The organism is Pedobacter suwonensis (assembly GCF_900111825.1).
Classification (GTDB): Bacteria; Bacteroidota; Bacteroidia; order Sphingobacteriales; family Sphingobacteriaceae; genus Pedobacter; species Pedobacter suwonensis.
Window position 1 is genome coordinate 499,305 of record NZ_FOJM01000001.1, and the last position, 13,465, is coordinate 512,769.

12 protein-coding genes are annotated in these 13,465 nt (G+C 40.5%); 3 read left to right on the forward strand and 9 right to left on the reverse strand.

Annotated elements, in window-relative coordinates; translation table 11 throughout:
* Nucleotides 1-9: 9 nt before the first annotated feature.
* From BM107_RS02040 to BM107_RS02075, 8 genes are all read right to left on the reverse strand, one after another.
* Entirely contained in the window at nt 10-1,194 is a 1,185-nt protein-coding gene (locus BM107_RS02040) for an NRAMP family divalent metal transporter (protein WP_090979729.1), read from the reverse strand.
* Nucleotides 1,191-1,952: a 5-oxoprolinase subunit PxpA gene (locus BM107_RS02045; protein ID WP_090979731.1), complete on the reverse strand. Its 762-nt coding sequence runs from the start codon at nt 1,950-1,952 to the stop codon at nt 1,191-1,193. Before BM107_RS02045 ends, BM107_RS02040 begins: the two co-directional genes overlap by 4 nt.
* Nucleotides 1,949-2,947, reverse strand: a complete 999-nt coding sequence (locus tag BM107_RS02050) for a 5-oxoprolinase subunit C family protein (protein ID WP_090979733.1) — start codon at nt 2,945-2,947, stop codon at nt 1,949-1,951. Before BM107_RS02050 ends, BM107_RS02045 begins: the two co-directional genes overlap by 4 nt.
* Nucleotides 2,928-3,689 (reverse strand): 5-oxoprolinase subunit PxpB, encoded by a 762-nt coding sequence (gene pxpB / locus BM107_RS02055; protein ID WP_090979736.1) that lies wholly within the window; start codon nt 3,687-3,689, stop codon nt 2,928-2,930. Before pxpB ends, BM107_RS02050 begins: the two co-directional genes overlap by 20 nt.
* Nucleotides 3,690-3,858: 169 nt before the next feature.
* Nucleotides 3,859-5,142, reverse strand: coding sequence for an ATP-binding protein (locus BM107_RS02060; RefSeq protein ID WP_090979738.1), 1,284 nt, complete (start codon nt 5,140-5,142; stop codon nt 3,859-3,861).
* 490 nt (nt 5,143-5,632) lie between these two features.
* Nucleotides 5,633-6,505, reverse strand: coding sequence for a cysteine synthase CysM (gene cysM, locus BM107_RS02065; protein ID WP_090979740.1), 873 nt, complete (start codon nt 6,503-6,505; stop codon nt 5,633-5,635).
* Nucleotides 6,506-6,516: 11 nt separating this feature from the next.
* The gene (epsC, locus tag BM107_RS02070; protein WP_090979742.1) at nt 6,517-7,329 is read right to left on the reverse strand and encodes a serine O-acetyltransferase EpsC; all 813 of its coding nucleotides are present in this window, start codon (nt 7,327-7,329) and stop codon (nt 6,517-6,519) included.
* A 407-nt stretch (nt 7,330-7,736) separates the two neighbouring features.
* A complete protein-coding gene (locus BM107_RS02075) occupies nt 7,737-10,343 on the reverse strand; it encodes a DUF7133 domain-containing protein (RefSeq protein ID WP_090979744.1) in 2,607 nt (868 codons plus the stop codon).
* A 357-nt stretch (nt 10,344-10,700) separates the two neighbouring features.
* Here BM107_RS02075 and BM107_RS24585 point away from each other — a divergent pair, with 357 nt between their 5' ends.
* The 3 genes from BM107_RS24585 to BM107_RS02085 all read left to right on the forward strand — a co-directional run bounded on the left by BM107_RS24585 (nt 10,701) and on the right by BM107_RS02085 (nt 12,655).
* Nucleotides 10,701-10,871, forward strand: coding sequence for a hypothetical protein (locus BM107_RS24585; RefSeq protein WP_159435178.1), 171 nt, complete (start codon nt 10,701-10,703; stop codon nt 10,869-10,871).
* 402 nt (nt 10,872-11,273) lie between these two features.
* Complete coding sequence (locus tag BM107_RS02080; protein ID WP_090979746.1) at nt 11,274-11,861, forward strand: GDSL-type esterase/lipase family protein; 588 nt, start codon at nt 11,274-11,276, stop codon at nt 11,859-11,861.
* A 65-nt stretch (nt 11,862-11,926) separates the two neighbouring features.
* Nucleotides 11,927-12,655, forward strand: coding sequence for an esterase family protein (locus tag BM107_RS02085; protein ID WP_166672296.1), 729 nt, complete (start codon nt 11,927-11,929; stop codon nt 12,653-12,655).
* Between the two features lie 19 nt (nt 12,656-12,674).
* Here BM107_RS02085 and BM107_RS02090 read toward each other — a convergent pair whose 3' ends face one another.
* Nucleotides 12,675-13,202 (reverse strand): hypothetical protein, encoded by a 528-nt coding sequence (locus tag BM107_RS02090; RefSeq protein WP_090979748.1) that lies wholly within the window; start codon nt 13,200-13,202, stop codon nt 12,675-12,677.
* Nucleotides 13,203-13,465 lie beyond the last annotated feature (263 nt).

Genomic DNA, 13,465 nt, shown 5'->3' on the forward strand with positions numbered 1-13,465 from the left:
TATAAAAATTTATTCTCCATTTATCATTTGTATAATCGTACCATAACTCATCCAAACCATGGTTAATACCACGGCCAGACCAGCCAAAGTTAACCATAACGGCTGCTTGTAACTTGCAATAATCCTGGTTTTGTAAGCTGCAATAAGCGTAATTCCCAATGCGATGGGTAAAATAAAGCCATTTATGGCTCCTACGGTAAGCAGCGTTTTAACCGGTTTTCCAACAAGGAGAAAAATAATGCAGGAGATGGATATGAAGATGGTGATAATTTCCCTGTTAAACTTTAATATCAGCGGGTGAAAACTCTTGATAAAAGAAATGGAGGTATAGGCAGACCCTACCACAGAGGAAATCCCCGCAGCCCAGATAACCACACCAAAAATTTTATATCCTATCTGGCCACTGGCCAGTTTGAAAACTGAAGCGGCCGGATTGGCCGGATCAAGCGTAAAACCTTTGCTTACTACGCCCAAAGCGGCAATAAACAATAACAAGCGCATAATTGAGGCGATGCCGATGGCACTTAACGCTCCTTTATTTACAGCATCCAAATTTTCAATACCGGTTTGCCTGGCATCAAGTAGACGGTGAGCGCCCGAAAAAGTAATGTAGCCGCCAACAGTTCCACCAACGATGGTTAATACAGCAGCAAAACTAAACTGTGTAGGGTTTACAGCCCTTAATGCAGCTTCTGCCAATGGTGGTGAGCTGGTGTAAGCTATAATCAAAGCCAGTATAATTTTAATCAGTCCCATGGTTTTGGCAAAAACATCCATCGCTTTACCAGCTTCCTTGTAAATAAAGATTCCTATGGCCATAATTGCACTAATGACAGCGCCCTGCCCTACACTAATGCCGAATAGCACATTTAGTCCTAAGCCAGCGCCGGCAATATTGCCAATGTTAAAGGCCAAACCGCCTAAAAAAACCAGGAAAGAAATAAAATAGCCTAAACCCGGAAATACCTTGTTGGCGATATCCTGTGCGGGTTTATCGGCTACGGCAATAATCCGCCAAATGTTTAATTGTGCAATAGCATCTAAAATAATGGATAGCAGGATAACAAAGGCAAAACTTGCACCCAACTGCTGGGTAAAAACGGCGGTTTGTGTTAGAAATCCGGGGCCTATGGCAGATGAAGCCATTAAAAAAGCGGCACCTAAAAGTACACTCCAATTGTATCTTGGCTTCATATTAGTGGCGCTTTAATCATAATTCCTTCTTTTTTTAGCATTCCGACTATCAAGCTGGCAAACGCTACCGCATGTTCACCATCGCCATGCAAACAAACCGTTTCTGCCTTAACGGTAATCAGGTTTCCATTTACACTACTTACTTGCTGTTTTAAAGCAAATCCTAACACCTGTTTAACAGCATCTTCATCATTGGTAATTAAAGCATGATCTGCACCGCGCGGGGTAAGTAAACCATTGTCCTGATAGCTACGATCAGCAAAAACCTCTGATGCGGTTGCAATCCCAACTTTTTCCGCTTCTTCAACCATCTTGCTTCCTGCTAAGGCATATAGCATTAAACCCGGGTCGAAATCCAAGATGGCCTGTACAATTGCTTTTGCCAAAGCAGTATCCTTTGCGGCCATGTTATATAATGCCCCATGTACTTTAACATGATGCAATTTACTGCCTGCAGCTTTTACAAAACCAGCCAATGCACCCATTTGGTATAAAGTAAGCTGATAGACCTCATCTGGCGTAATTTTCATTTCTCTGCGACCAAAACCCTGCAAATCCGGCAAACCAGGATGCGCACCTATGGCTACCCCGTTTTTTATGGCTAAACTTACGGTTTGCTGCATTACCGCCGGATCGCCTGCATGGAAACCGCAGGCTATATTTGCAGATGAAATATATTCCATCAGCTTTTCATCATTTGGCATGACATAACTTCCAAATGCTTCCCCCATATCACAATTAAGATCAATCGTTTTCATATTTGAGTATATTTAAGGTTTATGACCTTGGTAATCAATAACAAATCATGCTCACGTTCAAGGTAAAGTTCTTCTGCTTCATCTCTTGAAATTTCAGCAAACTCAATGGTATCACCCGGCTTAAGCTGTGCACATAAAGGCAAATCGACCGCTGCAACCTGCGCAATGCGCGGATAACCACCTGTTGTCTGGCAATCGGCCATAAGCATAACCAGATCGCCACTTCCGGTTACCTGGATAGTCCCCGGAGTTACTGCCGTACTGAGCAATTCTTTCGTAACTTTCCTTACCAATGGCTTTCCGGTTAACTGGTAGCCCATACGGTTACTTCTTAAGTTTACAGTATAAGCGTTCGTTAAAAATGAAAGAATAGATGTTGCATCGAACCAACAGATTTCATTGGCCAGCACAACCCTGATTTCTCGCTTTTTCACAGGTAGTAAACTATTGCGCGAAATGCACCAATTCGGATATATTAACGATCTTTCAACCAATTGCTTTAAAATTTTATTGGATATTTCGTTCAGGTTAGGTCCGCCGACCAAAACATCTGCTTTTTGCAATGCCCTTCCTTTATAACCTCCAAAACCTGCCGTAAGATACGTGCTTTTGCTTTCCATTACATCAGGCACATTCCATCCACCGGCAACAGCCAGATAAGTACGTGCCCCAATTGGATTACTGATCAATTTGATTACCGAGCCTGCTGAAAAAAACAATGGCTTTTCTGCTGGCATTAATTCACCTTGATAAACTAAAAATGCACCATCGCCGGAGTAAGAAATGAGAATGGACGTTTCAGCTTTAAATGATGCATCAGCATAGGTAAACTCAATGGTAGCACAATGATCATCATTGCCAACAGCTTTGTTGGCTAAACGATGTGCCAGCTCATCCATGGCACCAGAAACAGGTACAGCCTGCGAAAGATACCGGTACCTCCCCATGTCCTGAACGGTACTTAGCAGGCCGGGTTTAATGATAGTGATTTTCATATTCTTGTTTCAACATCGCATTAAACTCTTCCTGATCAACAGCTTTAAAACTCACGCGATCTCCACTCTTTAAAAGAGATGGCTGTTTACGGTTTACATCAAACATCTTTAAGGGTGTTTGGCCGATAATCTGCCATCCGCCGGGGGTTTCCATAGGATATATACCAGTTTGATTACCTGCGATACCAACAGATCCCGCTGGAATTTTAGCAGCAGGCAACTCTTTTCTCGGTGTTGACAATCTGTTATCCATCCCCCCCATATAAGCAAAACCCGGCACAAAGCCGATCATAAAGACAGTATATTGGCCAGCGGTGTGAATGTCGATCACCTCGGTTTCAGTAAGGTTATTGGTTTTGGCTACAGTTAATAGATCCTGCCCAAAATTACCTCCATAACATACCGGAATAACCAGGTGATGGGCTATTACATTTGATTTTTCTATTATTATCGCAGCAATTTTATTTAGATGTTCAGATACCTTTTCGAAACAATTCTCGCCGGGAAGATCGGATAATTTTACTGTTAATGGATCATAAAAAACAGTTAAGGTAGTATAAGCCGGAACAGTGGTAATCAGACCAGAAAAAGGATTTTCTAAGAGTAACTGGTTAAAACCGGTAATCAGATCCAGCAAATCATTATCGATTGATGTCCCAAATGTTACGGTTAGCGATTTTTCGCTCAATCCATAAATTTTCAGGGGAATGTTTGTCCCAGAATATCTTTCCTCCTTAATCATGCAAAACGGAAAGATCTATTCATTAATCATCTTCATCATACCGGTAAAATAATTAAACTACCGCTATAAAAATGGCTATATATTATCAAAATCACAAGAATTTCGGCAATGAGATCGCTAAAAATTGGCTGTTTGCAAAAAAAAATAATGGATAAAGCCTAATATTAGCTCATTTTTCTGTCGGTGCAAGGCCTTTTATCAACTGCAAGAGCTCCTGCTGCTCCTCAGCTTCCAATTCAATCACATTATTAAACATTTCAAAAATTTCATCGTGGAGATTAGCACGCATTAAGAGATCAATCAGGCGTACAATGGTTTTCTTTTGATCGGTATTTAAGCTGCCAAATAATTTAGGTTCCAGTTCATACAAAGCTTTAATGAAATCAACCAATGCGGGCTTTCTTAATTCCTTTTCTCTTTCGCTGCTATAAACCGGAAATATTCCATCCTGCTCATAACCTTGAATCAAGTTGTTGGCATATTCTTTTAAAAATGGTTTACGCTTGCTTTTGAGATACTCTGTTAGTGCCTTAACCAAAAACCTGTACTCCGGCGAAGATTTGGCAGCACCAAATATGGCTACCTGCCCTTCATTTTCGAAACTCTTAAAATCGAAATCAAGAAAAAAATCACTTTCGATATATACACTGTGAAAATAATCGTCGCTCTTTTTGTTTAGGGTGGTGTAATCTTTGTAAATTTCTTCTCCACCGGCCAAAAAGTAGTATTTAGACAGTTCTTTATGAAGATTTTCTTTCCAGTGCACATATTTGATCTTAAAAGTAACAGAAGTATCAGGATAAAAAAGCTTGAATTCTTCTATGCTTTTAATATTGCTGCTAAAATTCAATGCTTCGCCATTTACAATAATCGAATAATTTTTGTGTTTATTCAATTCGATAAACCAGCAGAATTCGTTGATTAGAAATGGAAGTACAATGGTTTCCAGGTCTTGCTGGCTGATCTTTAAATTGGAGAAAGATACTGTGGTACCAGTTGCTCCAACCTGGCTGGTAGCGGGAGAAAAATCGGAGCTGTAACTGTTTAAGCCACCTGTATTAATGCGGATCTCGCCATCGCGAAAGCCTTGTTCTGATTGATAGGTGGTATGCCAAACGGCGTCGTGCGCAAAGGTAAAAAAGGTTAGCCTACCTACCCCATTACGCCCATGCATTTTGGAAGTATGCTTTGGTGCTACAATCTGAACGGCTTTTTCTGATTCGAAAAAAGGATCGAATTTTTGTTGTAGGCGGTCGAAATTAATTCCATAACCATTATCAGCTATGGTTAAATGAGTTAAAAGACCTAACGGATTGGCCTCATAATCTAAACGGATGGTATTTGCATTGGCATCAAAACCATTCCAAATATATTCGGCAATCGCCTGTCTTTCATTATAATTTTTAAGTACCTTTTGTATTCCCTTTGAAGTGATATTAACTTTTACCGACATATTTACTAATGTAATTAGCAAATATATTATAAAATCTGATCATTAGCCTTATAATTTGTAAAGCACCATGGAAATTGCTTTCAAGCCATGTGTTAAATAATGGCCACGGAAACACAGAAATCACGGATGAGATTAAAGTTTTTCTGTGTTTTTCGTGCCTCCGTGGCAAACATAATGCTCAGGCATGCGTAGAAAAATTAAGATGATTTAAAAACCTTATAATTTTTGAAAGCCCCAGGGAGATTGCTTTTAAAGCATGTGTAGATAATTGGCCACGGAAACACAGAAATCACGGAGGAGATTAAAGTTTTTCCGTGTTTTTCGTGCCTCCGTGGCAAACATAATGCTCAGGCATGCTTAGAAAATGAAGATGATTTGGAAAAAGTTAAAGGGCATTTCTCCGTGGAAAGGGCACCTTTTAGCTGTTCAAATTATTCAAAGGTGCTGCATGCTTGTGTCAAAATAGTCCGGCAAGCTCAACGGATTATGTTCAACCAAATAGGTCGCTGCTTAAGTAGCGGTCTCCCCGATCGCAGGCGATAAAAACAATAGTACCCTGATCTAATTCACCGGCAAGCTTCAGCGCAGCTGCGCACGCACCGCCAGAACTCATTCCCGCAAACAAACCTTCTTCTTTAGCCATTCTCCTGGCCATTCGGGTTGCTTCTTCCTGCGCAATATCCATTACCCGGTCTACCCTTTTGGGATCAAATATTTTGGGCAGATATTCTTCAGGCCAACGCCTGATACCCGGAATGGATGAGCCCTCTGTAGGTTGGCAGCCGACAATCTGAATATCAGCATTTTTTTCCTTGAAAAATCTCGAACAGCCCATAATCGTTCCGGTTGTTCCCATAGAACTAACAAAATGCGTAATCTGTCCCTCAGTATCCCTCCATATCTCCGGTCCGGTTGTTTTGTAATGGGCCAGGTAATTATCCTGATTGGCAAATTGATTTAACAGATAATATCCTTTTGAAACCCCTTTTTCTTCTGCATAATCCCTGCAGGCTTCTATACTCTCCAACAAGGTTACTTTTGCACCAAAGGCCTCCATGGTTACCTTTCTTTCGCGTGTAGAGTTGGCCGGCATAACCAATTCAATATCTAAATTGTACAAACTTGCAATCATGGCCAAGGCAATTCCGGTATTGCCACTTGTAGCCTCCACCAATTTAGTATCAGGAGTAACTTCGCCACGTTCAATTGCACTTCTGATCATATTGAGCGAAGCCCTGTCTTTAACGCTACCACCTGGATTGTTGCCTTCCAGTTTGGCAAATACGCGAACGCCGGGGTTTACATTCAACTTTTGAAGTTCGGCCATTGGCGTGTTTCCGATCAAATCGATTATTCCTGCCATATTGTACTGTATTAATGGGTTTCTTTATAATTTCTTATGGTTATGATGGGCGAATGATAAGCGGTGGAAAATGCCGGGATACTCTCGGTAAGCCATACGTTTCCTCCGATGATACTATCGTGCCCGATGACGGTTTCGCCACCTAATATGGTTGCTCCGGAATAGATCACCACCCTGTCTTCTACCGTAGGATGGCGCTTACTGCCCGCCAGTGTTTTTTTAACACTCAACGCACCAAGGGTTACCCCCTGGTAAAGTTTAACATAACGACCAATGGTGCTGGTTTCTCCGATAACAATCCCTGTTCCGTGGTCGATATAAAAATACTCGCCTATACTGGCAGCCGGATGAATATCAATACCTGTTTTAGAATGTGCATACTCTGTGAGTATCCTTGGCACAAGCGGTATCCCAAAATTGTAAAGCATATGGGCAATCCTGTAGAAACAAATGGCATAAAAACCAGGATAGGTCCTGATTACCTCGAACCTGCTCTGTGCCGCAGGATCGCCATCGTAAATGGCCATGATGTCGGTATTTAGAATGCGATAAAGTTCCGGTAAACTTTTGAAAAACTGGCCTGCTGCATCTTTGCATGCGCTATTTTTAAGCTGACAGCTCGCTGATATGATGTCATAAAGCTCAAGCTCCAAAGCAGCCACGTAAACCTTTAGTTCGGCAATGGTTGAAAATACCTCAGCAGAATTTTCCGGAAAAAGTACCTGAATAAGCTTTTCTGCCCAAAGCGATATGACTTCATTGGGTGGAATGTTTTGTTGTTCAAGAGGATTCTTGAAAATTTGTTCAAAAAAATGGTCTTCCATAACTGCTGGCCGATCTGCTCATCGACTAAATATATAGATTTAATGGCTAAATGTAAGTTTTGTTTTTTTAAACTGAAACTACAGCCCGGAGTTTATGGATAAATATGGCGGGAAAATAACAAATTAGTCTGAAGTCCTTCGTCTGGAGTCCAGAGTATTTTATCGGTTAATGCTTAGGTAGAGTCAGGTCAATCATGTTGTTATTTTTACGGAATGCTCATGAAAGGGATTTAATCGAGATAAAAGACCCTGAAACAAGTTCAGGGTGACGACTTCCCCGGAATAAGAAAAACGTACTGTTGAAATAAGAAACTTTACTATTGGACTGAATCTTCCCTAAAGACACATAGCGGAGATTTCTATAAAAACAGAAAGCTCCGCTATGGCAGAAAAAGTTATTTAGATTGCTATTGCTTCTGTTCAGATAAGAAAGAAACTAAGGAAGCCAGCTCTTCATATGACAGCGAATTTGCCAAACCTTCTGGCATCATCGAAGTTTCCATTTCTTTTCTCGACAGGATATCGCCCGTTTTAATGGTAAAAACTTCACCGGCAATGTTACGTATTACCACTTTAGCAGCAGTTTCTTCTGTAATAAAGCCCATATAGGTGCGGTCGCCTTTGGCCGTAATCATTACCGAGGCAAAGCCTTGGGAAATGGAAGCATTGGGTTTTAATATCGATTCTGCAATTTGCTCACGATTCATAATAGAACCGATCTGTCCCATAAACGGACCTTTCATTTTTTCGCTTTTGCTTAAGCTATGGCAGGCCACGCAACCCTGGCTATTGAAAATATTTTTTCCTTTTAGCGGATCGCCCGGTAGTTTATTGATGGCCAACAATACATCTTCAATAGACGATTTACCCACCTGGCCTTTTTTGTTTTTGATTTTATTCAGATCAATTTTTGGTTCTTCAACTGCTGCAACCTTTTCTTCTACGTTGAATTCAGGAATATCCATCCTTTGGCGCTCATTTAAATCAACATAAAATTGTTTACCCTTCGCTCCTGCTTTGGTAGCCTCTTCCTTTATAAATTTCTCGATGATTGGAGAACCTTCCCAGGAAACGGCTTTAAAATATGGCCCGTGAGAATCGGGACGTGTACCCCACCACCAACTGGCGTCATAAGCAATTTCCTTTTTATACAAGCGGCCTAAGGTAACCAAAATCTGCTCTTTTAACTTTTCATCTGTGGCTTGTTTATAGTTCTCAATCAGCCCATTAACCGCTTTTTCGGTGTGTATATAACGTAAAGCCCAGAGTGCAAGAGTAGAATTTTCAGTTTTAACCGCAGCAAGCAGTGCATCTTCTGCCTGAAGATCAACCAATGCCCTAACCGCTAAATGCGGTAAAATGATCGCTGAGTTTGGTGTTGCATGAGGTCCTTCAGTACCTTTTGCAGGTGCGGTAAATGAAGCGGGAACTTTGGTTTGTAAAAGTACGTTGGCTACTTCAGCTCTGCCCAAACGGTTTAAGCCAATGATAGAAGCTGCCTGAACGCGAAGATCGGCATCTTTTAAACCCTCTAAAAAAGGTTCAACTGGTACTTTATCTATATAAATTTTACGATCAGCCAACGCCTTTAAAGCAAACTCTTTCATTGCTTTATCTTTGGTAAATTCAATCAGCTTTGCAATACCATTTTCTTTGGTCAGCTGTGCATAGGTGTACATAGCTGCTATACGTACATCAAGTGCTAAACCCTGATCAGAAGCAACTTTTAAAGCTGATGAAACGGCTTGTTTATTGTTACGCGAAATCAATTCTTGCGAAGCTGCCAATCGGCCTACTGCACTATTCGATTTAAGTAGCTCCGTTAGTTTTTTAACAGAAGCCTTTTTAACATCCGGAAAAGCTTTGTAAGTCCAGTTGTTGGGTACTGCGCGAACAACATAACCTTTATTCGGACTACCGGAATAACCTGCGCCATCCCAGGCCGAAAGGTATAACCTTCCTGATCCGTCTACGTCAAGATCTGTAATTTGCGGTAGTTTGATAAATTCTTCATCTTTCTGTGTAAAGGTTGGTCCGTCAGCAGTAACTCTATGAATATAAAGCATACTTCTGCCCCAATCTGCCATCATGGGCACATGGTTATATTGTTCAGGCCAGTTGGGTTCGTCCATAAATAAAGCTCCGGTACCCGATCCTCCACCTAAATCGGCAAGTGCCGGAATAATTTCTTCGGTAAAATTCTGAAATAAAACCGGGTAACCGTATTCGCCAGATTGTATATGGTGCGAGAAACGAACATTCCAGCCTCCGCCATCATTGGTATTTTCCCTGGTAAAAACATTCATATAAGGATCAATAGCCACATCATAAACATTACGTGTACCGTGGGTATATACTTCCATTTCGGTTCCATCCGGACGAACGCGCAAAATTCCTCCACCCAGCATGGTTAGTTTTTTACCTGAACGGTCTACCGCATCGTGGAATCCAAAATCTCCTACAGAGATATAAATCCAACCGTCAATCCCAATCCTGATGCCATTGGTGGCATGATCAGTACCACGCTCGCGGATGTATTTGGCGTTACTGATATGCTCGATGAGCGGTTTTTCGGGGCCATCAGCCTTTCCGTCGCCATCTTTATCTTCAAAAACAACCAGATTCATGCCGGTAGCCTGTTTTGTTTCTTTCGAAAAAGTGGTATGCAATACATAAACCTGGCTACCCTGTACAATAATTCCGCGTGGATTATCCACTTCGGCAAAATCCACGTGTTCGTCCATTTTGCCATCATTGTCTTTGTCAATTAATTTAAGGATATGGCCTTTGCCAGGATCTTTACCTAAAGATCCGATCATATCAACACCCACGTACACTTCGCCGGTTGGCGCTACCGCTAAACAGGCCGGGCTTGGTGTAACATCTGGTCCTGCGAAATTTGTAATGGTTAATTCAGGGGGTGATACGTGCTGTATCTTTGGTTCACTAAAGAAGTTTCTTAATCCAAAAAAAACTAGTGTAAAAGAAATTAAGCTTAAAGAAAATTTAATCATTTGTGTGTGTTATTAATTCTGGTTAGTTTGTGCCAGGTAAACTTACATAAAATATAAATTCCTTATTGCCACATTTTTGTGCTGTTTTGAGATATTTAATTACCTGTGTGGTTAAAATGTAGGTAATTTCTCCATAGAAATCCCAAAGTGAACTTTTTTAACAGCAAAACCCTCTTAAATGCCTGAGATCATAAGATAAATCTATAGAAAAACTGCCAAGCTAAGTAAGCTATGGACTATTTCAAACAAACTATGAGCATTAACATCATGTTCCGGTAAATTATTTCTAAAATAATTCGTTTTTAACAAAAATTTCGTTATATTTACTCAATTCAACATTCATAAAATCAGTACGTTATGAAAAATATCCTTTATTTCTTCCTGACTGCCCTGATCTCCTCCATTGCGTTGTTAACGACAAGGGATTCTTTTGAACCCGAACTGGTGTATAGCACGGTGGTGTTAATATGGATTCTGTACATCTGGTACCATGTTTATGCTGCTGATAAGAGGAATTACAGTGAGTAGTCTTTAACTAGTCAATTTTAAAATCCCTGCTTTAAATGGTTCGGGACGCAGACTCCTTGTGTTTAATTTTGCGATACATAAAGCCACCTGAGCCATTACAATTAGTCTATTTAAACAATTACCAGCTAAGCAGTTAAAATCTTCTAACTAAACGATCCACACCAAGTGACAATTTTATAGAAATTTACGATGAACAACCTGCTCGGGTATAACATGGAAATAGCAAAGATATTCCCTTATGATAGTGGAGTGGCTGGAGAAAGAAATTAAAACACTAAGTTTTGGCTTTTTCGGCACTGTGAATAAACAAACCACTAATGAACTGATAAACCGGTACCTGATAACACAAACTTAACACACCACACATTTCTTCAAGAAGCAGATCTTTATATCTTTAGCGATATGTACTGGTACGAAGAAGAAGTTAAACAACTGGAAAGAGCGCATCGCCTGGACCTTGAAAATCCCGGCGTTATTTTTTATGGCAGCTCATCTATCCGGTTATGGAATAGCCTGGAAGATGATTTCGATTACATGAAGGTAACTAATTTAGGCTTTGGAGGCGCTACCTTAGCGGCCTGCGTATGGTTTTTTGAGCGGATTATGACAGATTATAAGCCAAAGGCACTGGTGGTGTATGCAGGTGATAACGACCTTGGCGATGGCAGAAACCCAGAAGAAATATTTATATTTTTCCAGCAGCTGATGGTTAAAGTGAACCAAAGGTTTGGCATATTGCCCTGTTATTTTATTTCCTTGAAACCCAGTATTACCCGCTGGCAAATGGCCGATCAGTTCAGGTACACCAATAATCTTATTGAGAGCGAAATTATTAAACTGAACAGCCATTGGAAATTTATCGATGTTTTTAAGAAAATGCTGAATAAAGATGGACAGCCAAATCCTGCACTTTATGATCACGACGGTCTTCATCTAAGTGAAGAAGGTTATCGGCTGTGGGCCAGTACTGTTAAAGAGAAATTAGGTTAATTATCACGCTTAATTAATATTGCAATAACATAGACGCATTAATTTTCCCAAAAAGAATTAACGCGATGAAAAGGGAATATCACAAATGGTTCAGTCAAAATCTTCAGCGGGATATGGAGCTTCTCATTTTCGGCCATGCGGGAAGGGCAGTGATCTTTTTCCCCACTCGTATGGCGAGGTTTTATGATTACGAAAACTGGGGAATTATAGCCTCCCTAAATGCGCAGATTGAACATGGTGAACTTCAGGTTTTCTGTGTGGATAGTATAGATGGAGAGAGTTTTTATAACGCTGATGTATTTCCCTCTGTACGGATAGACAGGCATTTACAATATGAAAAATACATCCTTGAAGAAGTATTACCGCTTATCTATCAAAAAAACAATGGCGATTATGTTGAAACCGCCGGCTGCAGTATGGGCGCCTACCATGCCATAAATCTGGCCATGAAATATCCCTGGTTGTTTAAAAAGGCCGTTGGCATTAGTGGAAGGTACGACCTCACCTATAACATCGGCGATTTTAGAGACCTCCTGAACGGATTTCACAGTAATGAAGTTTATTTTAATATGCCCGCGCAATACATCGCGAACTTAAACGATGCCCGGTTGTTATCAGCAGTTAGAGAAATGGAAATTATTCTTGCTGTAGGAGAAACTGATCCTTTTTTAAGGGAAAATCAACACCTGAGCAATTTACTATGGCAGAAAAATATCCCCAACCAGTTTCATACCTGGGAAAGCAACGCACACAGGCCCCATTACTGGCGAAAAATGGTACCGATGTACATTTAGCGGTTTTATATGCGCCTAACTATTTTACTGCCAGGCTAAAATACTGTTTAATATGGATCGTATCTACCGGCGTTTTCGATTTTTCGGCTGCTAAAACAAGGTGGGCATCCAAAAGCCACTTTTCTGCCGAGTTATTGAGATCTGCAATCTTAATACCTTTAACAGTACCTGCGATAGGCAGTAAATTGAAATAGTCGCATGAAGGGCATGAAAAGAGATATTTCACCTTTCCGCCCTGAATATCAGCATCTGTTAGCAGAAACCTATCATCATCCTGCATTGGCACCTGCATGTAAATGCGCGTTGTACTGAAGCTATTACTCTTCGTAACTGAGAAAATCCGGTATTGCCCGGTCTTAATCGTGCCTCGCTCATCGGGCATTTCCGAATAATTCACATACTCAAACCGACAGTTTCCTTCTGTACAAGGGGTTAAATTTTGCGCATCAATAGAAAATTCCACCGGGTTGTTGGTTTTCTTTTTGCATGCACTCGCAATTGCTAATCCGATCAAAAAGATCGCGGTTAATTTAAAAGCGTTTCTCATTATCTATTTTTTCTACCAATACGATGAAAATCTGGCATACGCTACAGTTAGAAGATTATTTTCTAAATAAAATCAGAAACAAATACTATTTAGACATAATGAACAAGCTCATTGAATTTAGCATTGTTAGTCTTGGAAAATTTGTTCTACAATTTAATATAATTGAAGGCTTTTTCTCAGAACGTTAAACCATGAGCAACCGTTATTCCCAAAGGGATTGGGAATCTTAATGCAAGCGCTTTAGGTTTCCTGTGTGCACGAGA

Bases quoted from the DNA above. Each gene is read 5' to 3' on its own strand.
- BM107_RS02050 (WP_090979733.1), bottom strand. From the start codon at position 2,947: ATGAAAATCACTATCATTAAACCCGGCCTGCTAAGTACCGTTCAGGAC.
- pxpB (WP_090979736.1), bottom strand. From the start codon at position 3,689: ATGATTAAGGAGGAAAGATATTCTGGGACAAACATTCCCCTGAAAATT.
- BM107_RS02060 (WP_090979738.1), bottom strand. From the start codon at position 5,142: ATGTCGGTAAAAGTTAATATCACTTCAAAGGGAATACAAAAGGTACTT.
- BM107_RS02040 (WP_090979729.1), bottom strand. From the start codon at position 1,194: ATGAAGCCAAGATACAATTGGAGTGTACTTTTAGGTGCCGCTTTTTTA.
- cysM (WP_090979740.1), bottom strand. From the start codon at position 6,505: ATGGCAGGAATAATCGATTTGATCGGAAACACGCCAATGGCCGAACTT.
- BM107_RS02075 (WP_090979744.1), bottom strand. From the start codon at position 10,343: ATGATTAAATTTTCTTTAAGCTTAATTTCTTTTACACTAGTTTTTTTT.
- BM107_RS02045 (WP_090979731.1), bottom strand. From the start codon at position 1,952: ATGAAAACGATTGATCTTAATTGTGATATGGGGGAAGCATTTGGAAGT.
- BM107_RS24585 (WP_159435178.1), top strand. From the start codon at position 10,701: ATGAAAAATATCCTTTATTTCTTCCTGACTGCCCTGATCTCCTCCATT.
- BM107_RS02080 (WP_090979746.1), top strand. From the start codon at position 11,274: ATGTACTGGTACGAAGAAGAAGTTAAACAACTGGAAAGAGCGCATCGC.
- BM107_RS02090 (WP_090979748.1), bottom strand. From the start codon at position 13,202: ATGAGAAACGCTTTTAAATTAACCGCGATCTTTTTGATCGGATTAGCA.
- epsC (WP_090979742.1), bottom strand. From the start codon at position 7,329: ATGGAAGACCATTTTTTTGAACAAATTTTCAAGAATCCTCTTGAACAA.
- BM107_RS02085 (WP_166672296.1), top strand. From the start codon at position 11,927: ATGAAAAGGGAATATCACAAATGGTTCAGTCAAAATCTTCAGCGGGAT.